The organism is Stenotrophomonas nematodicola (assembly GCF_009467805.1).
Classification (GTDB): Bacteria; Pseudomonadota; Gammaproteobacteria; order Xanthomonadales; family Xanthomonadaceae; genus Stenotrophomonas; species Stenotrophomonas nematodicola.
The window spans coordinates 800,144-822,883 of sequence record NZ_WIAY01000001.1 but is presented as its reverse complement, the minus strand read 5'-3'; the positions used below and the strand labels follow the sequence as shown (position 1 = coordinate 822,883).

Genomic DNA, 22,740 nt, shown 5'->3' with positions numbered 1-22,740 from the left:
GCCCACTTCCCGAGGAGGGAATCGTGCAAGCATGATGGCCTGCTTGAACCTGGATATCACCCATGCCCCTGCGTGCGATTGCTTACGTCAGTGAGGCGCGTCCCAGCCTCTCCACTACCGCCCTGGAAGCGCTTGTCGAGGATGCGGCCCGCTTCAATGGCGTGGCTGGCGTCACCGGGGTGCTGCTCTACGACGGCGGGCGCTTTCTTCAGTACTTCGAAGGACCCGATGATGGGGTGTCGGCGGTGTACGAACGCGTCCTGCAGGCGCGCAGCCATGAGCACCTGGTCGAACTGGCGCGCGGGCGTGTTTCCAGCCGTGCGTTCCCCTACTGGGGCATGCGCTGGCTTGGCGTCGAACCCGCTCTGATCCGGCAGTTGAGTGCTGGTGACTGGCTCGGCTTCGCCCATCACCTGGAGCACGGGCCAGCGGTCACGGCCGGCATGGGGTTGCTGGTGCAGACGGTGGCGCCGCACGTCCCGGAGGCGCTGCTGGATCAGCACGCACGATAGCCGGCAGCCGGCACACCGCAGTTTTCGTCCTGCTCCGATGGCGGGCGTGCCGTCCGTTCATTAGCGTATCCCGGTCGGCGCACCATCCCATGCGCCGGCCTCCGGCGCGCAGTCGACTCTCCCTGGTCGTTTCCCCTCTGCGCGTGACGCCCCGCCGGGCATCGTCGTGACCGGACCTTTCACCTCGCCCCGCCGCGCCGCGGCACTGACATGACCCTGTCAACAACCCGGGCACATCATGGTGCGAGGCTGACGTGCAACTCTGAATGATTCAGGTGCCTTGATGCGTACCCTGTCGCGGCCATTGACTTGGCGTGGAGAACGTGCAAGGTTGGGGTGAACCAGGGGTGAACGTACGTCTACGTCGCAATCACGCGGTTTATCGACACCACGCAGGGCAAGTCCACCGGAGGTCGTATGCAATACGGCGCACATGGCTTGGCTGAGGGAGTGCGGACCGAGCTGGAAGCCAGCTATGTCAAACATGGCTGTGGCCCGGAATTCTGGACAACATACCAGCGGGTGCTCGACCGCCTGGTACCACAAGGTACCTCGCGCACGCGGGTGACCAACGAACTGGCCCTGATCATCGAACAGCTGGGCATCGTGCGTCGCGCGCAGATGGTGCCGCCGCGCAGCCCGGGGCGTCCGCGCGCACGTTGACCACCGGCCGGGGAGTCCGGGGCACGGGGGAGCTCACCACCAGTGCCAACCGATGCACAGCAGCGCCAGCAGGCAGGTGCCGGCGGCCAGTGTGCGCGGACGCCACCAGCGGCGCCGTTGCTGTTGGGCACGGCGCGGACTTTCATAACGGATCAGTCCGAGGGGGAACCGCCATGCCCGCATCTGCTCGTTGCAGGCGTCCACGCAGGCGCCGCAGGCGATGCAGTCGGCCTGCGGACCGGTTCGGATGTCCAGACCCATCGGACAGGCGAGCACGCATGCGGCGCAGTCCACGCAGTCGCCGAGCCGGTCCGCGCTGAAGTGGGGCATGGGACCGGCGATGTCGGCATGCGCGGCGCGGAAGGCATAGTCGCTGGCGCTGACTGGATCGAGCAGGCCCCGGCCACGTTCGATCACGCCGCCCTGGCCGGCCGGACGGGGGCCGCGCGGTTCGCCGCGGCGCGCGTCGTACCCCATGCGTGGGGTATCGGTGTCGCAGAATGCTGCCTGCACCCGCGCATAAGGGCAGAGGTGGCGACACACCTGCTCGCGCAGAAAGCCGGCATTGCCCCAGGTGGCGAGCGCATAGAACAGCACCCAGAAGCGTTCCCAGCCGCGCCATGCGGGCTGCCAGAGGGTGGCGACCAGGGTATCGATGGGCGTAAAGAACCCCACGAAGGTGATTCCGGTCCATAGCGCGACCATCACCCACAGCAGATGCCTGACGGCCCACGCAGCGGCCGGCCGGCGCACCAAACGCGCGGTGGCGCGGTCGATCCAGCCGAACAGACGGCTCCAGAGCGTCTGTGGGCATCCGTACCCACACCACAGCCGGCCGCCGAGGTTGGTCAGCAGCACCAGGCCGGTCGCAAGCACCGCCAGCGCGCCCAGGACCACCCACGCATCCTGCGGCCACAGGGTCAGGCCGAACAGATCGAAGCGCCGTGCGGGGAGGTCAAGCAGCAGCGCCTGGCTGCCGTTCCAGCGCAGCCAGGGCAGGGCGTAGAAGACAGCCAGCAGCCCCAGCGACAACAGCGGACGCCAGCGGGGGGGCGCGCGCCGGCGGCCCACGGGGGGGAGCGGCGGTGCTGTCTCCACCAGGTGCAGGGGAACCCGTCGCGGCATGTTCATCCCAGTGGCAGGTCGTCGTCGTCCCGCTGCGGTGGCCGCAGCAGAAATCCGGTCAGCGTGCTGGCGGCGGCGGTGACGACCCAGAACATGAAGAAGCCGACCGTGTAACCCAGTTCGCGGCTGATCGCATGCTGCGGAAAACTGATCTGGTGCAGCTGCAGCGGGTCCACGAAGGCGAAGAACACCAGGCTGGCCAGACCGGCGGCGATGAAGCTGGGCCACAGCACGGCGCCCCAGTACTGGATCAGCCGTTGCCGGCGGGCGGGGTCGGGCGAGTCGTGCGGATCGTACATTGCAGCCCCGGTCAGGAGAGAGGGGCAGGGCGCGTCTATACTTCGCGCCACCGGAGGCCGGGGACGCCGCTGCGCGCATCCTGCAGGTGCGTCCAGCCTAGGCGCGGTGGAGGCCGGCGACATTGATCCTGATCAAGGCGTACACCTCCCCCGACCCGGAACCTGCTCCCCGTTCCAACCAGTTGGCCCCCATGCCGGAACTACCCCAAAACCCGTTGCCCGTTGCTGCGCCCGCCCTGTGCAGCGAAGCGGAGGTCACCCGCCTGGTGCATGACTTCTATGCCCGGGTGCGCGCGGAACCGCGGCTGGCGCCCGTGTTTGCCGCACGCGTGGACGACTGGGACGCGCACCTGGCCCAACTGGTGGATTTCTGGTCGGCGATGCTGCGCGGCACGCGGCGGTTCAAAGGGGCGCCGATGCCCAAGCACATGGCCATGAAGGAGCTGGACCGCGATCTGTTCGACCGCTGGCTGTGCCTGTTCCGGATCACCACGGCCGAGTGCGGCAATCCGCCCATGCAACGCCTGGCCGATGACGTGGCCGCGCGCATTGCGGACACGTTCTGGCGACGCTTCCAGATGCTGCATTGGCCGAGCCTGCCGATGCTGGGGCAGCCACGCCTGGATTGATCTGGCGCAATGCGCGCCGGTTCCGGTCTTGGCACGCTGGTGGCATGGATATGATCACGCCCGCCGCTGCCGGCCTCGCCTGGCACTTCGACCCCGAGCTGCTGCGCCGTCACGACCGGCCCGGACCGCGCTACACCTCGTATCCGGCTGCGCCGCACTTCCACGACGGCTTCGACGCCGCCGCGCTGGAAGGGGCCATCACCGCCAGCAACGTCACGGCGCGCGCGCTGTCGCTGTATGTGCATGTGCCGTACTGCACCAGCCCGTGCTTCTACTGCGGCTGCAACCGGGTGATCACCCGCGACCGCAGCAGGGGCGAGGCCTACGTCGCCCGCGTGCTGCGCGAGGCCGACCGCATTGCGCCGCTGTTCGATCCCGCGCGCGAGGTGATCCAGCTGCATCTGGGCGGCGGCACGCCCAACTTTCTCGATGCGGTCCAACTGCGCGCGCTGATCGACGGCCTGCGCAGCCGCTTCCGATTCAGCGCGTCGGCCTCTCGCGATTTCTCGATCGAGCTGGACCCGCGCTTCATCGCGCCTCCGGACATCGCCGTGCTCGCCGAGCTGGGCTTCAACCGCGCGAGCCTGGGCATCCAGGACTTCGACCCGCAGGTGCAGCAGGCGATCAACCGCGAACAGGGGGTGGCGCCGACACTGGCGATTCTGCAGGCGTGCCGCGCCTACGGCCTGCGCTCGGTCAATGTCGACCTGATCTACGGGTTGCCGCGGCAGACGCTGTCGGGCTTTGCACAGACGCTGGAGACCGTGCTGCGCGAGCGCCCGGATCGTCTGGCGGTGTACGGCTACGCGCATCTGCCGCACCTGTTCAAGGCGCAGCGGCAGATCGCCGACAGCGATCTGCCGACGCCGGAGCAGAAGCTGGCGCTGCTCGGCCTGGCGGTGCAGCGCCTGGGTGATGCCGGTTACCAGTACATCGGCATGGACCACTTCGCACTGCCCGACGAGGACCTCTCCCGCGCGCAGCGCGCTGGCCAGCTGCACCGCAACTTCATGGGCTACACCACCCACGCCGATACCGACCTGGTCGGACTGGGCGCCAGCGCCATCAGCCACATCGGCCCGCACTACAGCCAGAACCCGCGCGAGCTGCCCGCCTGGGAGCAGGCCGTGGATGCAGGACGGATACCGGTGTGGCGTGGCCTGGCGCTGGATGCCGATGATGAACTGCGCGCCGAACTGATCGGCCAGCTGATGTGCCAGGGCGAGGTGGATGGGCGCGCGGTGGCAGCGCGCTACGGCGTGGATTTCGACAGCTACTTCGCCGACGGCCTGGCCGCGCTGGCACCGCTGCAGCAGGACGGCCTGGCCGAGCACGACGCCGGCATCGTGCGTGCCACCGAACGCGGCCGGCCGCTGCTGCGGCTGCTGGCGATGTGCTTTGACCGCTACCTGGCGCGTCCCGACCAGCCGGTGCGCTACTCGCGGGCGATCTGAACGGCGCGCATTCCAAATCCGGGCGCGATCAGGCACCCTATGGCCGCGGCCCGGATGGCGAAACTGGTAGACGCATCGGACTTAAAATCCGCCGGGGGCAACTCCATGCCGGTTCGATTCCGGCTCCGGGCACCAGCCACCGACCCTCCGTCCCCCGTACGGCGGACATGACGCATCTATCCTGTCCCGTCCCCGGCGCGGTGCCGCAAGGGCGCGGACCCACCGACGCCCTGCACGGGCAACCCGATCTGCATCGGGGGGATGGTAAGGACAATGGCAATCTGGCGGTAGGCGGGCCGTGCGGCGCGTGCGGCGCATCAATGCGCCCGCATCTGCGTTCTTACGTCGGCGCCGCGCCCAGCGCGTGCAGTGCGTGCGCATATTTTTCTGTCAGGCGCTGCGCCATCGCGTCGGGCAGGTACGCCAGGCGTGCCGGGTCGCGGTTGTCGGCGATGTCGGCCAGCTTGACCTTCAATGCCAGTGGATTGGCGCGGATGGCCGCGTAGTAGGCCTCGGCCGTGATGCCGTCGCGGCGGGTCAGGCACTGGACCGCGGCCACGATCGGCGCCGGAAAGGCGTCCACCTCGTCGGCGAAGTCCGGGCAATCCTCCACCACGTCGTGCAGCCACGCCACGGCTTCGGCCTCCGGGTCGCCGTGCACCCGGGCGGCGACCCGGGCAACATGGCCAATATAGGGATGCCCGGCTTTATCGACCTGGTCGGCATGCGCACGGCGGGCAAGCGCGGCGGCACGAAGCGCGATATCGATGACGCCTTCTCCCTGTTGACCGGAACCGCATTATGCGCGGAGAACGACACCGCGCGGCAGAACGCAAACTTTACGCAGCGCCTCAAGGGCCGCATTACGCTGTGCGACACACACCATCATGGACAGGGAAACATGGCAAACGCGACGCGTGCAGGGATGGCACTGATGGGGGCGCTGCTGGCCTGGACGGCGGCGGTGCATGCGCAATCGCCTCAGCCGCCGGTGGTGGACATGGCGCCGGTGGTGGTCTCCGGCGCGCAGCCCGGTCCTGGACTGTGGAGAGTCTCGTCCAGCGACGGACACACGCTGTGGATCCTGGGCACGGTCAGCCCGTTGCCGGCCACGCTGGAGTGGCGGTCGGACGAGGTCGATGCCGTCGTCGCCGAGGCGCAGCAGATGTTGGCCGCACCGGGCTGGACGCTGGACGCCGACATTGGTTTCTTCAAGGGGTTGACCCTGTTGCCGTCGGCGATGAAGGCCGCGCGCAGCCCGGATGGGCGTCGCCTGCAGGAGGTGTTGCCGCCCGCGCTGTACGCGCGCTGGGAAGTCCAGAAGAAGCGGTACATCGGCCGCGATGGCGGTATTGAGAAGGACCGGCCTCTGGTGGCGGCAACGGAGCTGTATGGCGCGGCGCTGAAGAAGGTCGGTCTCAAGCAGCGCTCCGCCGTCTCGGAGGTGCTGGACAAGGCAGCCAAAGCGCACGGTCACACGCCGGTCTCGACGCGGCTGGTGATCCGCATCGACGACCCGCGCCAGGCACTCAAGGACGTGCGCGCCAGCAGCCTGGACGACGTGGCGTGCTTCGAACGCACCCTGGACGTGGTGGAGAGCAAGTTGCCGATCCTGGTCGAGCGCGCGAATGCCTGGTCGGTGGGTGACATCGATGCCCTGCAGCGGATGGCCGTGCAGAGCCAGTACGGTGCCTGCGTGGACGCGGTGGAGCGCAGCGAGTTTGGCCGCCGCCGCGGCCTGACCGACCTGGACCGGCGCGCGCAGGAGAAATGGCTGGGCCATGCGCGCGATGCCCTGAAGCGCAATACCGTGACGTTCGCGGTGGTGCCGGTGTTTTCCCTGCTTGCCCCCGGTGGCTACCTGGACGAGCTGCGCCGGTCGGGGTACGAAGTGGAAAATCCCTGAGCGGATGCGACGGTTTTCTGACGCGCGGACCGGTCGGGAGTGTCGCGCCGGTCATCTATCAACGCATAAACGTTCATGGCATAGTCAGTAAAACTCCTCTGGATACTCTTTCATGCCGCTGTGTGCGATTGCGTACGTAAGTGACGCTGTCGATGGGATTCAAGCTTCCGATATAGATCAGATACTGGCGGCGGCTGGCAGCTTCAACAAGGTTGCCGGGGTGACGGGCGTGCTCATGTTCGACGGCCACCATTTTCTCCAGTATTTCGAAGGCCCGGACGACGGCGTCAATTCGGTTTACCACCGGGTGCTCAATTCGCGCGTCCACCGCAATCTGCGACAACTGCTGCACGCCCGGATTCCGGCCCGCAACTTTCCGCGCTGGACGATGGCGTCGGCGGCGATCGAGCCCGAGGTGCTGGCCAGCATCGCCGATGGTGCCTGGGCCAGGTTCGCGGTCGAGCCGCCGGCAGCGGATGGCCGCACTGTCGGATTCACCCGCCTGCTGGAACTGTGGACAGGCGTGCATGGCGAACTGGAACCTGCGGCGCTCACGTTGGGGTCGTAACACAATGATCACGGTTGCCCGTCTAAGCTGTGCCTACCAGCTGTGATCAGTCATGCGGGGTACCACCCTGGGGCTGTCTGAAAGGGTAGTAACCGCAGCTGGACCACTTTGCAGGCCGTCGTCCGTACTCTCCACGGGCGGCGGCCATTGTTTTTGGGGCGGGAGGGAATCTTTGTGGCGGGCCGGTGCACGCGCTAGTCTTGCCGGCATTGCAAAGCCCCGGGCGCCGTACCCCATGAAGTTCGTCGATTCTCCCCTGTTCCAGCCCATTGCCGCCCTCCACCCGTCCGGAGGGAAGGCGTGAGCGCGGTGGTCACGGCCGCTACGCGCCCCGATATTGCGATCATCGGCCTGGGATATGTCGGGCTGCCGCTGACGGTGGCCTTCGGGCGCGAACTGCCGACCCTGGGATACGACATCGACCCGGTGCGGGTGGCCGAGCTGCAACGCGGACACGATCACACCCTGGAGATGGAGGCTGCCGAGCTGGCCTCGGCGGTCCACGCACGCTACACCGACCGCCCCGACGCGCTGGCCGCCTGCAACGTGTACATCGTCACCGTGCCGACCCCCATCGATGCGATGGAACAACCGGATCTGGAGCCGTTGCGCAGCGCCAGCATGCTGATTGCCGGCATGCTCAAGCGTGGCGATCTGGTCATCTACGAATCCACCGTCTACCCCGGTACGACCGAGGAGGTCTGCGTCCCGCTGCTGGAGGCCGGCTCCGGGCTGGTGTTCAACCAGGACTTCCACTGCGGGTACAGCCCCGAACGGATCAATCCTGGCGACCGCGAGCGGCGCCTGGCCGACATCCGCAAGATCACGTCCGGGTCGACGCCCGCGGTGGCGGCCGTGGTCGACGCGCTGTATGCGCGCATCATCCGCGCCGGCACCTGGCCGGCGCCGTCCATCCGCGTGGCCGAAGCCGCCAAGGTGATCGAGAACATCCAGCGCGACGTCAACATCGCGCTGGTCAACGAACTGGCGCTGATCTTCGACCGGCTCGATATCGACACGCAGGACGTGCTGGATGCGGCCGGCAGCAAATGGAACTTCCTGCCGTTCCGCCCCGGGCTGGTCGGCGGCCACTGCATCGGCGTGGACCCGTACTACCTGCTGCACAAGTCCGAAAGCGTGGGCTACCACCCCGATCTCATCCATACCGCCCGCCAGGTCAACAACCGCGTCGGCGCACACGTTGCGCAGCGGGTGCTGGCCTTGCTGGCGGGGCGGGGCCGGGCCCCGGCCCGGTCGCGCGTGCTGGTGCTGGGGGTGACGTTCAAGGAAAACTGCCCGGACCTGCGCAACAGCCGTGCGCTGGAGCTGGCGCAGACGCTGCAGGCCAGCGGTGCGCGGGTGGAGGTGCACGATCCGTGGGTGGGTCCGGCCGTGTTGGCTGATGCCGGTGTCGACTGGATCGATGCCCCGGCCCCGCACGCCTACGACGCGGTAGTGCTGGCGGTGGCGCACGCGCGCTTCCGCGCCTTCAGCGCCGAGGACGTGCGTGCGCTGCTGGCGCCCGGCGGTGTGGTGTACGACGTGAAGTCGGTGTGGCCGCGCGACGTGGTGGACGACCGGCTGTAGACTCGAAGACGTCTTTGATTCGAGGAATGCCATGCATCGGTACCTTGTCTACCTGCTCGCCATCCTGCTGTTCCCGGTCTGCCTGTGGCTGGCCGATATCTGGCCCGCCTGGTACTGGGGCGTTGGCATCAGCGCCGTCGTGGTGGGGCTGGGGACCTGGGATCTCCTGCAGAAACGCAGCACGCTGCGACGCAACTACCCGGTGATGGCGCACTTCCGCTATGGGCTGGAATCGATCGGCCCGGAGATCCGCCAGTACTTCGTGCAGAGCGACCTGGAGGACGTGCCGTTCTCGCGGCAGCAGCGGGCGCTGATCTACCAGCGGTCCAAGAATGATATGGACGTGGTGCCCTTCGGGACGCTGCGCAGCACCTATGCGGTGGATTACGAGTGGATCAACCATTCGCTCGCGCCCACCGACATCGGCCACCACGACTTCCGCATCCTGATCGGACCCAACTGTGCCAAGCCGTACTCGGCCAGTGTGTTCAACATCTCGGCGATGAGCTTCGGCTCGCTGTCGGCCAATGCGATCCGCGCGCTCAACGAAGGTGCGCGTCGCGGCAGTTTCTACCATGACACCGGCGAAGGCTCGATCTCGCCGTACCACCGGGAAATGGGCGGCGATCTGGTCTGGGAGATCGGCTCGGGCTACTTCGGTTGCCGCGACGATGCCGGTGGATTCAGCGAAGAGAAGTTCGTGGCCAACGCCAACCACGACCAGGTCAGGATGATCGAGATCAAGCTCTCGCAGGGCGCCAAGCCCGGCCACGGCGGCGTGCTGCCGGCGGCGAAGGTCAGCGAGGAGATTTCCATCACCCGTGGCGTGCCGATGGGGGTGGACTGCGTGTCGCCGTCCCGGCATTCGGCCTTCAACACGCCGGTGGAGCTGCTGCAGTTCGTGGCACGGCTGCGCGAGCTGTCCGGCGGCAAGCCGGTGGGGTTCAAGCTGGCCATCGGCCATCCGTGGGAATGGTTCGGCATCGCCAAGGCCATGCAGGAGACCGGCCTGCTGCCGGACTTCATCGTCGTCGATGGTGCCGAGGGTGGCACCGGCGCGGCGCCGGCCGAGTTCATCGACCATGTCGGGGTGCCGATGCACGAAGCGCTGCTGCTCGTGCACAACACCCTGGTCGGCCTGGACCTGCGCGATCGCATCCGGATCGGTGCGGCGGGCAAGGTCACCAGCGCCTTCGAGATCGCGCGCACCATCGCGCTGGGCGCGGACTGGTGCAATGCCGGGCGCGGCTTCATGTTCGCGCTGGGGTGCATCCAGTCGCTGAGCTGCCACAGCGACAAATGCCCCACCGGGATCGCCACGCAGAATCCGCACCGCTGGCGTCACCTGGACGCGGCCGACAAGGCGTCGCGGGTGCACAACTACCACGAGAACACCCTGCGCGCGCTGCGCGACCTGTTGTGTGCGGCAGGCCTGAACGATCCGTCCGAGCTGGGGCCGGAACACATCCTGCGCCGGGTATCGCCGGTCGAGATCCGCTCGCTGGCCTCGTTGTATCGCTATCTGTCGCCCGGCGAGCTGCTGCGCCGGGTGCCGGACCACGCGGTCTTCCACGACTACTGGGCCGATGCACGCAGCGATTCCTTCCAGCCGCCGGCGCGCATCCAGGCGCTGCGGTCCAGCAAGTCGCGCTGAGGGATGACCATGCAACTGCGCAGCGGTCGTGCGGACGAAGCCGATATTCTGTGGGCACTGCGCACGCGGTGCGTGCGCGAAATCTGCAGTGCGGCCTATCCACCCGAGGTGATCGCGCCGTGGGCGGCCTCGCCTCCGCCGGCGCACTACCGCGCACTGATCGGGCAGGGCGGCTGCATCGTCGCCGAGGACGCGGAGGGCCACCTGCTCGGCTACGGGGTGATCGACCAGGCCGGCAATGAGATCGATGCGTTGTTCGTCGATCCCGACCAGGGTGGGCGGGGCATCGGCCGGGCACTGATGGACGCGATGGTGGCGCTGGGCGATCCGTCGCGCCCGCTGGTGTTGTCAGCCTCGCTCAACGCTGTGCCGTTCTACCGGCGCGCGGGCTTCCAGCCGCTGCGCGAAGAGGCTTACGCGCACCCCAGCGGAGTGTCGCTCGCCTCGGTGCGCATGCAGCGCGGGTAGGGCCGGCCGGCGCTATCCCAGGTAGTCGATCACGCCGCGGCCGGCGCGCAGCCCGCTGGCGTAGCAGGCGGTCAGCAGGTAGCCGCCGGTGGGGGCTTCCCAGTCCAGCATTTCGCCGGCGCAGAAGGTGCCGGGCAGATCGCGCAGCATCAACTGCGCGTCCAGCGCCTCCAGGCGGACGCCACCGGCGGTGCTGATCACCTCGGCAAGCGGCCGCGGGCGAAGGGGCGACAACGGCAGCCGCTTGAGCGCCGCCGCGATACGCTCCGGCGGCAACTGTCCCGCCTCCTTGCCCAGCACCTCGAACAGCAGCGCCGATTTGACCCCGCCAAGACCCAACTGGCGGCGCAGATACTCGCCGAAGCTGCGGCCCTGACGTGGGCGCAGCAGCTTCTCCAGCACCTGCGCCTCGGTCTGCCCGGGCAGCAGGTCCAGGTGCAGCTGCACCTTCCCATCGCGGGCCAGCGCATCGCGCAGGTCGGCGGCCAGCGCATAGATCAGGCTGCCTTCGATGCCGTTGGCGGTGATCACGCACTCGCCCTGCAGGGAGCGCGGCTGACCGTGGAGGTCAATCCAGTGCGCCACCACCGGCTTCAACGGGGCACCGGCCTGGCGTTCGCTGAAGTACGCGGTCCAGTCCAGGTCGAACCCGCAGTTGGCCGGTTTCAGGGGGGCGATGTCGATGCCGCGCGCGGCCATCGGCGCCCTCCAGGCGCCGTCGGAACCCAGTTGGGGCCAGCTCCCGCCCCCCATCGCCAGCACCACGGCGTCCGCCGTCACGGTGTGCGTGCCGTCCGCCGTATCGAAACACAGGTCACCGTTGGCATCCCAGCCGGTCCAGCGGTGCTGCACATGCAGACGCACGCCCTGTTCCTTGAGCCGTCGCACCCAACCCCGCAGCAGCGGCGCGGCTTTGCGATCCACTGGGAAGACCCGGCCCGAGCTGCCCACGTAGGTCTCCACGCCGAAGCCCAGCGCCCAGGCGCGCAGCGCATCGGCATCGAAGTCGGCGAGCCAGTCGCCGACTTCGGCCGCGCGCTCGCGGTAGCGTGATACGAACAGGTCGTGCGGATCGGAGTGGGTCAGGTTCAAGCCGCCCTTGCCGGCGATCAGGAACTTGCGTCCCGGCGAGCCCTTGGCTTCGTACACGTCCACCTGATGCCCCGTGGCGCGCACGGTTTCAGCGGCCATCAGGCCTGCCGGCCCGCCGCCGATGATGGCTACCCGTCGCGGGGCACTGCGTTCAATGCTCATGCGCAACGGTCAGCGCGGAGTGACGTCGAGCAGTTCGACATCGAACACCAGCGAGGAGCCCGGGGCAATCGGCCCGGCGCGACGGGCGCCGTAGCCGTACTCGGCCGGAATCATCAGCGTCCGCTTGCCGCCCACCTTCATGCCGGCAAAGCCCTCGTCCCAGCCCTTGATGACCTCGCCCTTGCCGAGCGTGAAGCTGAAGGGCTCGCCGCGATCGACCGAGCTGTCGAACTTCTCGCCGTGCTTGTCGGCGGTGCGTTCGTCGTAGATCCAGCCGGTGTAGTGCACGCTGATGCGGCTGCCGGGCGTGGCCTCGGCACCGGTCCCGGGCTGGGTATCGATCTTCTGGAACTGCGCGATGCTGCCACCGGGCGGCGGGCCGGGCGGGGTGCAGCCGGCCAGCAGCGACAACATCAATGGAATGAGCAGGCGGCGCATGGCAGCTCCAGGTCAGGAAAACGGGACGCAAGGGTAGCGCATCGCCGGGCGGTATCATGGGGGCATGTCGAAACTGCTGCTCAACCTGCGCCATGTCGCGGACGATGAAATCCAGGACGTGACCGCCCTGCTGGACCAGGCGGGCATCGCCCATTACCGCACCGAGCCCAGCCCGTGGGGAATCTCATGGGGCGGCATCTGGATCCGCGACAACGAGGACCATCCGCGTGCCAAGGCCCTGATGGCCGGGTACCAGCAGGCGCGCGGCGAGCGGGTGCGCGCCGAACGCCAGGCGGCGCTGCGCGACGGCAGCGCGGAGACCTTCGCGACGCTGGCCCGTCGTCGGCCGCTGTTCGTGGTGGCGGTGCTGCTGGGCATGGTGGCGGCGGCGGCCCTGGTGCTGCTGCCGTTCATGCTGCTGCGCGGCTGAACACGGCGCGGCGCCACAGGGGCGGAGGGGGCGGTAAAATGGCGGCATGATCGCCAATACCGCCGCCTACCACTTCACTTCCATTGCCGACCCGGACGCGCTGTGTGCGACCCTGCTGGCGCGTGCCACCACCGCCGACCTGCGCGGCACCGTGCTGGTGGCGGGCGAGGGCATCAACCTGTTCCTGGCGGGCCCGGAAGCCGGCATCGACGCCTTCTACGCCGCGCTGCGCGAGGACCCGCGTTTCGCCGATCTACGCGTGAAGACCAGCTACAGCCGGATGCAGCCGTTCGCCCGGCTCAAGGCCAAGGTCAAGCCGGAGATCATCAGTTTCCGCATCGACGACGGCCAGCCGCTGGCCTATCCGCGGGCGCCGTCGGTGGACCCGGCCACGGTGCAGCGCTGGCTGCGCCAGGGCCACGACGACGCCGGCAAACCCGTGGTGATGCTGGACACCCGCAACACCCAGGAGATCGCGTACGGCACCTTCCAGGATGCGCTGGTACTGCCGATCACCAAGTTCACCGATCTGCCGGAGGCGTTGGCGCCGCACCGTGAGGCGCTGCGTGACAGCACTGTGGTGAGCTTCTGCACCGGCGGCATCCGCTGCGAGAAGGCGGCCCTGTGGATGCGCAACGACGGCATGGACAACGTGCTGCAGCTCGACGGCGGCATTCTCGGGTACTTCGAGGCCGTGGGCGGGGAGGGCTACGAGGGCCGCTGTTTCGTGTTCGATGAGCGGGTGGCGCTGGATGCGGACCTGAAGCCGCTGGTGGACGCGCCTGCCGGTTGACGGCTGAACGCGAAAATCAGCGTCTCGCTGCCGGGCATGGCGACGGGGGGAATCGGCCCCATCTCAGGGGCATACCCTTTGATGGAACGCGTCCATGCACCTGTCGATACTTGATCTGGCCCCGGTCTGCGAAGGCAGCGATACCACGCAGGCCTTCGCCAACATGCTGGACCTGGCCCAGCACGCCGAGGGCTGGGGCTACCACCGCTACTGGCTGGCCGAGCACCACAACATGCCCGGCATCGCCAGCGCCGCCACGGCTGTGCTGATCGGCCATGTCGCCGGCGGTACCCGGCGCATCCGCGTGGGAGCCGGCGGCATCATGCTGCCCAACCATTCGCCCCTGCAGGTGGCCGAGCAGTTCGGCACGCTGGCCTCACTGTATCCGGACCGCATCGATCTCGGCCTGGGCCGCGCCCCGGGGACCGACCAGCCGACCGCCCGCGCACTGCGCCGCTACTTCGACAGCGCCGACCAGTTCCCGCAGGACGTACGCGAGCTGCTCCATTACTTCCAGCCGGCCCAGCCCGGCCAGGCCGTGCGCGCGGTTCCCGGCGCAGGCATCCCGGTGCCGGTCTGGCTGCTCGGGTCCAGCCTGTTCAGTGCGCGCCTGGCGGCGGCGATGGGGTTGCCGTTTGCGTTCGCCTCGCATTTCGCGCCGGATGCGATGGATGAGGCACTGGCGGTCTACCGCCGCGAATTCCGCCGTTCCGAGCACCTCGATGCCCCTTACGCCGTGCTGGGCCTGAACGTGGTGGCTGCCGATTCGGAGGCCGAAGCGAAGCGTCTGTTCACCACCCAGCAGCAAAGCTTCGTCAACCTGCGTCGCGGAAGGCCGGGCCTGATCCCGCCGCCGATCGACGACATCGAGGACTTCTGGCAGCCGCACGAAAAGCTCGGCGTGGAGAACGCGCTGGCCTGCGCGGTGGTGGGCGACCTGGACCAGGTGCGCGAGGGCATGGCGGCCTTCGTCGCGCGGCACAGGCCGGACGAACTGCTGCTCACCGCCAACATCTACGACCATGCCGCGCGCAGGCGTTCGTTCGGGTTGGCGATGCAGGCGCACCGCGACGGGAGTGCCACGCCGTAGGGCGTGCCCCCGCGAAGGCGGCGTGACCGGCCGGTTCACGCCGTCGTAGCCGGCAATCCGGTGTGATGGAGCTCCTTTTTTGCAGGAGTCCTCCCATGCCAGAACACGACCGCCTACAGCACATCCGGCAACTGGCCGAGATGATCCGCGGCATCGACATCGCGATGTTCACCACCGTCGGTGTCGACGGCCGCCTTTACAGCCGTCCGCTGGGTACCCAGGAGGTCGAGTTCGATGGCGACCTGTGGTTCGCGACTGCGGCCGACAGCCCGAAGGTGGCCGAGATCGCACTGAATCCGCGGGTCAACGTGGCCTACGCCTCCACCTCGGGCAACACCTATGTGTCGGTGGCCGGCACCGCGCGGGTGATCGATGACCGCGCCAAGGCCGAGGAACTGTGGTCGCCGGCGATGAAGCTGTTCTTCCCCGGCGGTCCGGACGACCCGAACCTGCGCCTGATCCACGTCAGCGCCGAATCGGCCGAGTACTGGGATGGCCCGGGCGGCCTGCTGGGCAGCGCCCTGAGTTTCGTGTTGTCGGCGATGAACGACGAGCCGGGCGCGTTGTCCGACAACGGCGTGGTCGATCTGCGCTGAGCCAGGGCTGACGAGGTGGGTCCCGACCGCGGGTCGGGACACATCAGAACCACTTGTTGAACAGCTCCACCGTGTAGCTCACCAGGTGCCCCGAGCTGAAGCCAAAGAACAGCACAGCGGCCACCGCGCCGATCCAGTTGGCCAGCATCAGCGCGCCGTCGCGCTCGAGCAGGGCCAGGGCGAACAGCAGCAGCTGGAAGCCGAATAGGTAGTTGGTGAAGGGGATCGGCAGCGACAGCATCACCCCCACCAGGATCAGCAGCAGGCCGGTGAAGGCATGGGCCGGCAGCGGCGACAGCAGGCCCGGCAGGCGCGGTTTGAGCAGCCGGTCCAGGCGGCGCAGCGCGCCGTCGATGCGGGCCAGGAAGCGGTGCATGGTGCCGCGCTTGGGGCCGCGGTTGGCGATGAAGCCCGGCAGCCAGGGCCGCCGCAGCCCGCACAGCATCTGGACCCCGATCAGCAGGATCAGCGGGCCGCTGACCGCCCCGCCAATGCCCGGGATCGGGATGAAGGCCGGCAGGATCGCCACGAACAGGAACACGCCGAACGCGCTCTGCTGCAGGTTCTGCAGGATCTGGCCCAGCCGCAGGCGCTCTTCCGGGTCGCCGTGGTCGAACATCGCCAGCAGGGTGCGGATGCCCTCGTTGCGATAGTCGGGCCGGTCCTGGTCCGGCGGAGTGGGATCAGCCGGTGAGTTCATCGGTCTCTTCTTCGGACAGCGTGCGCAGCAGCAGTTTGTCCACGCGTGCGCCATCGAGGTCGACGATCTCGATGCGCCAGCCGGCCCAGTCGAAATACTCGCCCGCGTGCGGGATGCGCCCGAAGAAATGGATGCACATGCCGGCCAGCGTGTAGTAATCGCCGTCTTCGGCATCGGGCAGTTCGGCATTGCCCATCAGTTCGCGCAGGTCCTCGATCGACAGCGACCCGTCCACCAGGTACGAGCCGTCCTCGCGGGTCACCACCAGGGCGTCTTCGTCCACGTTCTCCACCGACTGCAGCCGGCCGACCACCGCACCCATCAGGTCGCTGATGGTCACCAGGCCCTGGATCTCGCCGTACTCGTCCACCACCAGCGCCATCGACTGCTGTTCCTCGCGGAAGATCTCCAGCAGCTTCATCGCGTGGGTGGATTCGGAGACGTACAGCGGCTCGCGAAGGTGCTGGAACAGCGAGTGGTCGTCGCGCACCAGGCGCGTCACCAGGCTTTTCACCTCGAGCACGCCGACGATGTCCTGGTCGTTGTCGCGGTACACCGGGTAACGCGAGAACTCGTTCTCGCGCATGGTCGCAATGTTCTTCTCCGGGGCCGCCACGGTGTCCAGCCAGGCGATCCGGTTGCGCGGCGTCATCAGGCTGTCGGCCGTGCGGTCGCCCAGGCGCATCACCCGGTTCATCATGTCGCGCTCGTGCGCATCGATCACGCCGGCCTCGTGGCTCTCGGCCACCAGCATGCGGATTTCTTCTTCGGTCACGGAGGCCGCTTCGTCTTTGCCCAGACCAAGCACCCGCAGCACCAGCCGGGTGCTGTGCGAGAGCAGCCACACCGCCGGGAAGGCGATGCGCGACAGCCAGCCCATCGGCCAGGCGACCAGGCCGGCGATATCTTCCGAGCGGGTGATCGCGAGCCGCTTGGGCACCAGTTCACCGAAGATGAGCGTCAGGAAGGTGATCAGGGCCACTGCCAGCGCCTTGCCCACTTCGCTGGCATAGACAAACCCCGGGAACAGGCCGTGCAGCCATTGGGCGATGGCCAGGCCGATCGCCTCGCCACCGAAGACACCGGTCAGGATGCCGATCAGCGTGATGCCGATCTGGACCGTGGACAGGAAGCTCTCGGGCTTTTCAGACAGCTCCAGCGCCCGTGCGGCGCGCTTGCTGCTGGCGGCCATCTGCTTGAGCCGGCTCTTGCGCGAGGTCATGACCGACATTTCGGACATGGCGAAGAAGCCGTTGAGAAGGATCAGGGCCAGGACAATAATCAGTTCAAACACGGGCGTCGTCCCCGGTTGGTGGCAGGGAGGGCGTGTTCAAGCGATGTCGGCTACCGGGGCGCGGGAAGGCGCGGCGGTGCGGAGGGGGGTAAGGGTCGTCGTCCATAGAGTGCACCCGAAGGTGCCCGTGCATCTTAACAAAAGGCCGGGGCAGTGACGCAAACAGAGTCGTTCAGGCGGGGCCACCCTGGCGTGAAGATCGGGGGGGAGTACCCGCAATGGACATCAAACCGTCATAATTCCGCCCGGTGCCGTCCTTCCTCGACGGCGAATAGGTTTCTCAATGTTCTCTCTGCAGACCATTTTCGGCTCCGGCAAACAGTTCTACACCCTGCTGGACGAGGCTGCGCAGGCCGCCCAGGACAGCGCCAAGGCGCTGCACGCGATGCTGCGCGCGGCCGACCGCCAGCCCGCGCTGGACGCCTTCAAGCTGGCCCGCCTGCGCGAACGCGCCGCGTCGGACAAGATCAGCCAGGCGCTGGTGGACAGCTTCATGACCCCGATCGAGCGCGAGGACATCGAAGCGCTGGGCTCGGCGCTGTACAAGATTCCCAAGCAGATCGAGAAGTTCGCCGATCGCTACTCGCTGGCCACCACCCACCTGGAGCACATCGACTTCGCGCCGCGCGCGGCGATGCTTGAGCAGGCCGCCAGCGTGGTCGTGGAGATGGTCAATGACCTGCGCCACATGAATCTGGACCGGATGACCGCGCTCAACGAGAAGCTGCGATCGCTGGAGAACGAGGCCGACCGCCTGATGCTCGAGCTGTACCGCGACATCTATTCCGGCCGCCTGGACAACCTGCAGATGTTCCTGCTCAAGGAGTTCTTCGAGATCCTGGAAAAAGCCATCGACCGTTGCCGCGAGGCCGGTGTGGTGGCGTACCAGATCGTGCTGAAGAACAGCTGACGGACGCCACAGCATGCTGACCCTTGTCCTGGTGGTGATCCTGGCCGCGCTCGTCTTCGAGTTCATCAACGGCTTCCACGACACCGCCAACTCCATCGCCACCGTAGTGGCGACCAAAGTGCTCTCGCCCGGCTGGGCGGTGATGCTCGCGGCGTTCATGAACCTCATCGGCGCCCTGACCGGCACCGCCGTGGCGCTGACCATCGCCTCGGGCCTGCTCAACACCAACGTGGTGGAGGTGACCCCGCAGGTGATCCTGTGCGCCCTGCTGGGTGGCATCATCTGGAACCTGATCACCTGGTGGAAAGGCCTGCCGTCGTCGTCCTCGCACGCGCTGATCGGCGGCCTGTGCGGTGCCGGCCTGGCCGCGGCCCACAACAACTGGGACGCCCTGATCTGGTCCGAGCGGATCGGCACCTGGGCCCAGAACAAGGGCCTGCTGTGGAAGGTGTTCCTGCCGATGATCACCTCGCCGATCGCTGGCTTCCTGCTCGGCATCGTGGTGATGCTGCTGCTGTGGGCGATCATCGCGGGCATGGCCAAGGTCGGCGGCTGGCTCGGGCGCATGGCCCGTCCGCGCATCGTCAATGCCTTCTTCGGCAAGGCGCAGATCGTGTCGGCGGCCTATATGGGCTTCGCCCACGGCCACAACGACGCGCAGAAGACGATGGGCATCATCGCCATGACCCTGATCGGCGCCGAGGCGACCGGTGCGCTGAACGACCTGCCGTCCTGGCTGGCCTTCATGCACCCGGACGCGCACGCCGGTGACGGCATCGCGATGTGGATCGTGCTGACCTGTGCGGTGGTGATGGCCGCCGGTACCGCCTCGGGCGGCTGGAAGATCATCAAGACCCTGGGGCACAAGATGGTCAAGCTGCATCCGATCCACGGTTTCGCCGCGGAAACCAGCTCGGCCACCATTCTGACCCTGGCCGCGCATTTCGGCATGCCGGTGTCGACCACGCACAGCATTTCCACCGCGATCATGGGCGTGGGCTACGCCAAGAACCCGCGTTCGCTGCGTTTCGGTGTGATCGAGCGCATCGTGTGGGCCTGGATCCTGACCATTCCGGCGGCAGGCGGCTGTGCCTACCTGATCCTGAAACTGTTCGAGCTGGTCGGCTGGGCGTAAGCGCCGGGCCCTGCCTGGCTGGAAGGGAAAGCCCGCCGACCGGCGGGCTTTTTCGTGCGCGTCAGGCTGCGCGGTCGCGTGCCAGCAGGCCGTACAGCGCCGAATCGGACAGCTCGCCTGCGATGCACCAGCGTTCGCGCAGCAGGCCTTCGCGTTGGAACCCGATCCGCTCCAGCACCGTCGCCGATGCGGCATTGCGCGGATCGATCTCCGCTTCGAGCCGGCGCAGGCCGCGTTCGTCGAACAGGTAAGTCGCCAGCCGCGTCAGCGCCTCGCGCATGTACCCCTTGCCCTGGACCTGCGGGGCCAGGTTGTAGCCGATCTCGGCGCGGCCGGATGCGGCGTCGATCGCGAATACCACACAGATGCCCAGCAGCGGCCCGTGCGCGCTGTCGCGGATGGCCAGTTTGAGCTGCGTGCCGACCGCCATCGCGGCGAGGTCGTCGGCAATCTGCGCCTGCGCTTGGGCGAGGTCCGTCCACGGCGCGTGGTTCCAGTAGCGCATCACGTCGGGATCGGACTGGATCGCGAACAGGGCAGGGGCGTCGTCCGCGCGGATCGGGCTCAATACCAGGCGGGCGCTGTCCAGGCGCAAGGTCGAATCGAAATGCATGTGGGCTCCACCAGACGAGGGACCGCCACGCTACCCGATCGCCCGGCGCGCAGGATGAAGGGGCGATGTCCGGGCCCGTCCCACAACGAAACAGCCCGCCCGATGGCGGGCTGTTCCAGGGGGCGTGCTGTCGGATCAGGCGTCCAGCGAAGCCAGGTCGCCCTTGTTCTCCAGCCACTGCTTGCGGTCGCCGGCGCGCTTCTTGGCCAGCAGCATGTCCATCAGCGAGTGGGTCTGCTCGCCATCGTCGATGGTCAGCTGCACCAGGCGGCGCGTATCGGGGTGGATGGTGGACTCGCGCAGCTGCTGCGGGTTCATTTCGCCCAGGCCCTTGAAGCGGGTCACGCTGACCTGGCCCTTGATCTTCTCGCGTTCGATCTTGTCCAGCAGGGTGCGCTTTTCTTCCTCGTCCAGCGCGTAGAACACCTGCTTGCCCACGTCCACGCGGAACAGCGGCGGCATTGCCACGAATACATGGCCGGCATCGACCAGAGCCGGGAAATGCTTGAGGAACAGCGCGGTCAGCAGGGTGGCGATATGCAGGCCGTCGGAGTCGGCATCGGCCAGCACCACCACCTTGCCGTAGCGCAGGCCGCTGATGTCGTCCTTGCCCGGGTCGCAGCCGATCGCGATGGCCAGGTTGTGCACTTCCTCGGAGGCCAGCACGCTGCCGGAGGAGACTTCCCAGGTGTTCAGGATCTTGCCGCGCAGCGGCATGATCGCCTGGAAGTCCTTGTCGCGCGCCTGCTTGGCGCTGCCACCTGCCGAGTCGCCTTCGACCAGGAACAGTTCGGTGCGCGACAGGTCCTGGCTGATGCAGTCGGCCAGCTTGCCGGGCAGGGCGGGGCCCTGGGTGACCTTCTTGCGGGTGACCAGCTTCTCGGTCTTCAGGCGCGCGCTGGCGCGCTCGATGGCCAGTTGGGCGATCTTCTCGCCGATGTCCACGTTCTGGTTGAGCAGCAGGCTGAAAGCGTCATGCGCGGCACCTTCGACGAAGCCGGCGGCCTGGCGCGAGGACAGGCGTTCCTTGGTCTGGCCGCTGAACTGCGGATCGGTCATCTTCAGCGAGAGCACGAACGACACGCGGTCCCAGACGTCTTCCGGGGCCAGCTTGACGCCACGCGGCAGCAGGTTGCGGAAGTCGCAGAACTCGCGCAGCGCCTCGGTCAGGCCGGTGCGCAGGCCATTGGCGTGGGTGCCGTGCTGGGCCGTCGGGATCAGGTTGACGTAGCTCTCCTGCACCAGCTCGCCTTCCGGCAGCCAGGCCACGGCCCAGTCCACCACCTCGGTGTCCTTCTTCAACTGGCCCACGAACAGGTCGGCCGGCAGCATCTCGCGCTCGCCCAGCTCGGCCTTCAGGTAGTCGCTCAGGCCATCCTCGTAATACCAGGTGTCCTGCTCGTCGGTGGCCTCGTCGCGCAGTTTGACGGTCAGGCCGGGGCACAGTACCGCCTTGGCGCGCAGCAGGTGGCGCAGGGCACGCAGGTTGTACTTGGGCGTATCGAAGTACTTCGGGTCGGCCCAGAAGCGCACCCGCGTACCGGTGTTCTTCCGGCCGACGCTGCCGACCACTTCCAGCGGGGTGGCGCGGTCGCCGTTGCGGAACGTGATGCGGTGTTCGCTGCCATCGCGCTTGATGTGCACTTCCACCAGGGTGGACAGCGCGTTGACCACGCTCACGCCAACGCCGTGCAGGCCGCCGGAGAAGGTGTAGTTCTTGTTGTTGAACTTGCCGCCGGCATGCAGCCGGGTCAGGATCAGTTCGACGCCGGGGATCTTCTCCTCCGGATGGATGTCCACGGGCATGCCGCGGCCGTCATCGCTGACCTCGCAGCTGCCGTCCTTGAACAGGGTGACCTCGACCGTGCGGGCATGGCCAGCCAGCGCCTCGTCCACGGCATTGTCGATGACTTCCTGCGCCAGGTGGTTCGGGCGCGCGGTGTCGGTATACATGCCTGGGCGGCGCTTGACCGGGTCCAGGCCGGACAGGACTTCAATATCGGCGGCGTTATAGCGGGCGTTCATCTGTCTTCATAAAGCGCAAAGCGACGGCGAAGTTTGCGGTCTGGACGGCTTTTTTGCACGCCGCACGTTCAGGGGGCGGCCGACCGGGGCGCGATAGACTGTGCAGGCTGGAACCGGACCCCCGGCGCCCGCACCCAAGCCGATACCGCGAGGAGCACCCATGAAGAAGTTGCTGACCATCGTTGCCATTGCCGCCGCCGTCGTGGCCGTGCCGCTGGCGCTGGCCCAGAACGCCGGACAGGGCCAGCCCGCGCCGCAGCAGGGCGAACAGGCCGACAAGGCGCAGGCCGAGGCCGAGGCCAAGGCCAAGCGCCGGGCCGCTGCCACCGCCGAGATGAAGGCCAGGGGCGAACAGGCCCCGCAGAAGGAAGAGGAAGAGGAAGCGAGAAAGAAGCGCTGACCCATTCCGGGCCGACACAGGCGCCCCGGCATTGCCGGGGCGTCTTTTTTTTGTGAAGGCGGGCACCCGGGCCTTGGGCTTGGGGCCTCCAATCTGTAAACTATGGCTTTCCGGGAGCAGTGCGTGTCATCCATCAGCGAATGGACTGGCCTGATCGTGCGCGATCGCCAGCAGGGTAGGCAGGAGGTGACGGTCCG

At 67.6% G+C, this 22,740-nt stretch carries 25 protein-coding genes and 1 tRNA gene; 17 read left to right on the top strand and 9 right to left on the bottom strand.

The window, feature by feature from the left end; translation table 11 throughout:
• The first annotated feature begins 62 nt into the window (after positions 1–62).
• Both GDJ08_RS03765 and GDJ08_RS03760 read left to right on the top strand, forming a co-directional pair.
• A complete protein-coding gene (locus GDJ08_RS03765) occupies positions 63–512 on the top strand; it encodes a BLUF domain-containing protein (RefSeq protein WP_136006323.1) in 450 nt (149 codons plus the stop codon).
• A 417-nt stretch (positions 513–929) separates the two neighbouring features.
• Positions 930–1,175, top strand: coding sequence for a hypothetical protein (locus GDJ08_RS03760; protein ID WP_136006325.1), 246 nt, complete (start codon positions 930–932; stop codon positions 1,173–1,175).
• Positions 1,176–1,208: 33 nt separating this feature from the next.
• On the opposite strand, the gene GDJ08_RS03755 is transcribed toward GDJ08_RS03760, so the two are convergent.
• On the bottom strand, positions 1,209–2,300 hold the full coding sequence (locus GDJ08_RS03755; protein WP_153164322.1) for a 4Fe-4S dicluster domain-containing protein: 1,092 nt from the start codon (positions 2,298–2,300) through the stop codon (positions 1,209–1,211).
• Positions 2,301–2,302: 2 nt separating this feature from the next.
• A complete protein-coding gene (locus GDJ08_RS03750; RefSeq protein ID WP_136006330.1) occupies positions 2,303–2,599 on the bottom strand; it encodes a DUF4118 domain-containing protein in 297 nt (98 codons plus the stop codon).
• A 191-nt stretch (positions 2,600–2,790) separates the two neighbouring features.
• Here GDJ08_RS03750 and GDJ08_RS03745 point away from each other — a divergent pair, with 191 nt between their 5' ends.
• The 3 genes from GDJ08_RS03745 to GDJ08_RS03735 all read left to right on the top strand — a co-directional run bounded on the left by GDJ08_RS03745 (position 2,791) and on the right by GDJ08_RS03735 (position 4,817).
• A complete protein-coding gene (locus GDJ08_RS03745; RefSeq protein WP_136006333.1) occupies positions 2,791–3,228 on the top strand; it encodes a group III truncated hemoglobin in 438 nt (145 codons plus the stop codon).
• Positions 3,229–3,272: 44 nt separating this feature from the next.
• On the top strand, positions 3,273–4,682 hold the full coding sequence (gene hemN / locus GDJ08_RS03740) for an oxygen-independent coproporphyrinogen III oxidase (RefSeq protein ID WP_136006335.1): 1,410 nt from the start codon (positions 3,273–3,275) through the stop codon (positions 4,680–4,682).
• Positions 4,683–4,730: 48 nt separating this feature from the next.
• Positions 4,731–4,817: transfer RNA gene (locus tag GDJ08_RS03735), tRNA-Leu, on the top strand.
• A 205-nt stretch (positions 4,818–5,022) separates the two neighbouring features.
• Here GDJ08_RS03735 and GDJ08_RS03730 read toward each other — a convergent pair.
• Entirely contained in the window at positions 5,023–5,445 is a 423-nt protein-coding gene (locus GDJ08_RS03730) for an HD domain-containing protein (protein WP_262071971.1), read from the bottom strand.
• Positions 5,446–5,583: 138 nt separating this feature from the next.
• Here GDJ08_RS03730 and GDJ08_RS03725 point away from each other — a divergent pair, with 138 nt between their 5' ends.
• The 5 genes from GDJ08_RS03725 to GDJ08_RS03705 all read left to right on the top strand — a co-directional run bounded on the left by GDJ08_RS03725 (position 5,584) and on the right by GDJ08_RS03705 (position 10,865).
• The gene (locus GDJ08_RS03725) at positions 5,584–6,588 is read left to right on the top strand and encodes a TraB/GumN family protein (RefSeq protein ID WP_229296432.1); all 1,005 of its coding nucleotides are present in this window, start codon (positions 5,584–5,586) and stop codon (positions 6,586–6,588) included.
• Between the two features lie 112 nt (positions 6,589–6,700).
• Positions 6,701–7,156 carry a BLUF domain-containing protein gene (locus tag GDJ08_RS03720; protein WP_153164321.1) on the top strand — a complete coding sequence of 152 codons (456 nt, stop codon included), beginning with the start codon at positions 6,701–6,703 and terminating at the stop codon, positions 7,154–7,156.
• A 300-nt stretch (positions 7,157–7,456) separates the two neighbouring features.
• Positions 7,457–8,743: a nucleotide sugar dehydrogenase gene (locus GDJ08_RS03715; RefSeq protein WP_136006340.1), complete on the top strand. Its 1,287-nt coding sequence runs from the start codon at positions 7,457–7,459 to the stop codon at positions 8,741–8,743.
• 31 nt (positions 8,744–8,774) lie between these two features.
• Positions 8,775–10,397, top strand: coding sequence for an FMN-binding glutamate synthase family protein (locus GDJ08_RS03710; RefSeq protein ID WP_153164320.1), 1,623 nt, complete (start codon positions 8,775–8,777; stop codon positions 10,395–10,397).
• Positions 10,398–10,406: 9 nt separating this feature from the next.
• Positions 10,407–10,865: a GNAT family N-acetyltransferase gene (locus tag GDJ08_RS03705; RefSeq protein WP_136006344.1), complete on the top strand. Its 459-nt coding sequence runs from the start codon at positions 10,407–10,409 to the stop codon at positions 10,863–10,865.
• Between the two features lie 12 nt (positions 10,866–10,877).
• Here GDJ08_RS03705 and GDJ08_RS03700 read toward each other — a convergent pair whose 3' ends face one another.
• Together GDJ08_RS03700 and GDJ08_RS03695 are read right to left on the bottom strand one after the other, a co-directional pair.
• A complete protein-coding gene (locus tag GDJ08_RS03700; RefSeq protein ID WP_153164319.1) occupies positions 10,878–12,119 on the bottom strand; it encodes a TIGR03862 family flavoprotein in 1,242 nt (413 codons plus the stop codon).
• 9 nt (positions 12,120–12,128) lie between these two features.
• Positions 12,129–12,557: an FKBP-type peptidyl-prolyl cis-trans isomerase gene (locus GDJ08_RS03695; RefSeq protein WP_136006349.1), complete on the bottom strand. Its 429-nt coding sequence runs from the start codon at positions 12,555–12,557 to the stop codon at positions 12,129–12,131.
• A 64-nt stretch (positions 12,558–12,621) separates the two neighbouring features.
• Here GDJ08_RS03695 and GDJ08_RS03690 point away from each other — a divergent pair, with 64 nt between their 5' ends.
• The 4 genes from GDJ08_RS03690 (at position 12,622) to GDJ08_RS03675 (ending at position 15,466) form a co-directional block, all read left to right on the top strand.
• Positions 12,622–12,987 (top strand): DUF6164 family protein, encoded by a 366-nt coding sequence (locus GDJ08_RS03690; RefSeq protein WP_136006351.1) that lies wholly within the window; start codon positions 12,622–12,624, stop codon positions 12,985–12,987.
• Between the two features lie 46 nt (positions 12,988–13,033).
• Positions 13,034–13,780: a sulfurtransferase gene (locus GDJ08_RS03685; protein ID WP_153164318.1), complete on the top strand. Its 747-nt coding sequence runs from the start codon at positions 13,034–13,036 to the stop codon at positions 13,778–13,780.
• A gap of 94 nt (positions 13,781–13,874) precedes the next feature.
• Positions 13,875–14,870: an LLM class flavin-dependent oxidoreductase gene (locus tag GDJ08_RS03680; protein ID WP_136006355.1), complete on the top strand. Its 996-nt coding sequence runs from the start codon at positions 13,875–13,877 to the stop codon at positions 14,868–14,870.
• Between the two features lie 95 nt (positions 14,871–14,965).
• A complete protein-coding gene (locus GDJ08_RS03675; protein ID WP_153164317.1) occupies positions 14,966–15,466 on the top strand; it encodes a pyridoxamine 5'-phosphate oxidase family protein in 501 nt (166 codons plus the stop codon).
• Between the two features lie 43 nt (positions 15,467–15,509).
• On the opposite strand, the gene GDJ08_RS03670 is transcribed toward GDJ08_RS03675, so the two are convergent.
• Positions 15,510–16,166 (bottom strand): exopolysaccharide biosynthesis protein, encoded by a 657-nt coding sequence (locus GDJ08_RS03670; RefSeq protein ID WP_136006359.1) that lies wholly within the window; start codon positions 16,164–16,166, stop codon positions 15,510–15,512.
• Complete coding sequence (locus GDJ08_RS03665) at positions 16,150–17,460, bottom strand: hemolysin family protein (RefSeq protein WP_136006361.1); 1,311 nt, start codon at positions 17,458–17,460, stop codon at positions 16,150–16,152. The genes GDJ08_RS03670 and GDJ08_RS03665 overlap by 17 nt, the downstream gene beginning before the upstream one ends.
• A 283-nt stretch (positions 17,461–17,743) precedes the next feature.
• Here GDJ08_RS03665 and GDJ08_RS03660 point away from each other — a divergent pair, with 283 nt between their 5' ends.
• Positions 17,744–18,370: a DUF47 domain-containing protein gene (locus GDJ08_RS03660; protein WP_136006363.1), complete on the top strand. Its 627-nt coding sequence runs from the start codon at positions 17,744–17,746 to the stop codon at positions 18,368–18,370.
• Between the two features lie 13 nt (positions 18,371–18,383).
• Positions 18,384–19,505 (top strand): inorganic phosphate transporter, encoded by a 1,122-nt coding sequence (locus GDJ08_RS03655; protein WP_136006364.1) that lies wholly within the window; start codon positions 18,384–18,386, stop codon positions 19,503–19,505.
• Between the two features lie 61 nt (positions 19,506–19,566).
• Here GDJ08_RS03655 and GDJ08_RS03650 read toward each other — a convergent pair whose 3' ends face one another.
• The gene (locus GDJ08_RS03650; protein WP_136006366.1) at positions 19,567–20,118 is read right to left on the bottom strand and encodes a GNAT family N-acetyltransferase; all 552 of its coding nucleotides are present in this window, start codon (positions 20,116–20,118) and stop codon (positions 19,567–19,569) included.
• A gap of 135 nt (positions 20,119–20,253) precedes the next feature.
• Positions 20,254–22,143 (bottom strand): DNA topoisomerase IV subunit B, encoded by a 1,890-nt coding sequence (gene parE / locus GDJ08_RS03645; protein WP_136006368.1) that lies wholly within the window; start codon positions 22,141–22,143, stop codon positions 20,254–20,256.
• Between the two features lie 160 nt (positions 22,144–22,303).
• Between parE and GDJ08_RS03640 the strand changes: the two genes are divergently transcribed.
• Complete coding sequence (locus GDJ08_RS03640) at positions 22,304–22,543, top strand: hypothetical protein (RefSeq protein WP_017355626.1); 240 nt, start codon at positions 22,304–22,306, stop codon at positions 22,541–22,543.
• Positions 22,544–22,740: the final 197 nt, after the last annotated feature.

Coding starts and splice junctions, on each gene's coding strand:
- GDJ08_RS03700 (WP_153164319.1), bottom strand. CDS start 12,119: ATGAGCATTGAACGCAGTGCCCCGCGACGGGTAGCCATCATCGGCGGC.
- GDJ08_RS03675 (WP_153164317.1), top strand. CDS start 14,966: ATGCCAGAACACGACCGCCTACAGCACATCCGGCAACTGGCCGAGATG.
- GDJ08_RS03765 (WP_136006323.1), top strand. CDS start 63: ATGCCCCTGCGTGCGATTGCTTACGTCAGTGAGGCGCGTCCCAGCCTC.
- parE (WP_136006368.1), bottom strand. CDS start 22,143: ATGAACGCCCGCTATAACGCCGCCGATATTGAAGTCCTGTCCGGCCTG.
- GDJ08_RS03760 (WP_136006325.1), top strand. CDS start 930: ATGCAATACGGCGCACATGGCTTGGCTGAGGGAGTGCGGACCGAGCTG.
- GDJ08_RS03755 (WP_153164322.1), bottom strand. CDS start 2,300: ATGCCGCGACGGGTTCCCCTGCACCTGGTGGAGACAGCACCGCCGCTC.
- GDJ08_RS03680 (WP_136006355.1), top strand. CDS start 13,875: ATGCACCTGTCGATACTTGATCTGGCCCCGGTCTGCGAAGGCAGCGAT.
- GDJ08_RS03690 (WP_136006351.1), top strand. CDS start 12,622: ATGTCGAAACTGCTGCTCAACCTGCGCCATGTCGCGGACGATGAAATC.
- GDJ08_RS03640 (WP_017355626.1), top strand. CDS start 22,304: ATGAAGAAGTTGCTGACCATCGTTGCCATTGCCGCCGCCGTCGTGGCC.
- GDJ08_RS03660 (WP_136006363.1), top strand. CDS start 17,744: ATGTTCTCTCTGCAGACCATTTTCGGCTCCGGCAAACAGTTCTACACC.
- hemN (WP_136006335.1), top strand. CDS start 3,273: ATGGATATGATCACGCCCGCCGCTGCCGGCCTCGCCTGGCACTTCGAC.
- GDJ08_RS03725 (WP_229296432.1), top strand. CDS start 5,584: ATGGCAAACGCGACGCGTGCAGGGATGGCACTGATGGGGGCGCTGCTG.
- GDJ08_RS03650 (WP_136006366.1), bottom strand. CDS start 20,118: ATGCATTTCGATTCGACCTTGCGCCTGGACAGCGCCCGCCTGGTATTG.
- GDJ08_RS03750 (WP_136006330.1), bottom strand. CDS start 2,599: ATGTACGATCCGCACGACTCGCCCGACCCCGCCCGCCGGCAACGGCTG.
- GDJ08_RS03720 (WP_153164321.1), top strand. CDS start 6,701: ATGCCGCTGTGTGCGATTGCGTACGTAAGTGACGCTGTCGATGGGATT.
- GDJ08_RS03670 (WP_136006359.1), bottom strand. CDS start 16,166: ATGAACTCACCGGCTGATCCCACTCCGCCGGACCAGGACCGGCCCGAC.
- GDJ08_RS03695 (WP_136006349.1), bottom strand. CDS start 12,557: ATGCGCCGCCTGCTCATTCCATTGATGTTGTCGCTGCTGGCCGGCTGC.
- GDJ08_RS03745 (WP_136006333.1), top strand. CDS start 2,791: ATGCCGGAACTACCCCAAAACCCGTTGCCCGTTGCTGCGCCCGCCCTG.
- GDJ08_RS03685 (WP_153164318.1), top strand. CDS start 13,034: ATGATCGCCAATACCGCCGCCTACCACTTCACTTCCATTGCCGACCCG.
- GDJ08_RS03705 (WP_136006344.1), top strand. CDS start 10,407: ATGCAACTGCGCAGCGGTCGTGCGGACGAAGCCGATATTCTGTGGGCA.
- GDJ08_RS03710 (WP_153164320.1), top strand. CDS start 8,775: ATGCATCGGTACCTTGTCTACCTGCTCGCCATCCTGCTGTTCCCGGTC.
- GDJ08_RS03655 (WP_136006364.1), top strand. CDS start 18,384: ATGCTGACCCTTGTCCTGGTGGTGATCCTGGCCGCGCTCGTCTTCGAG.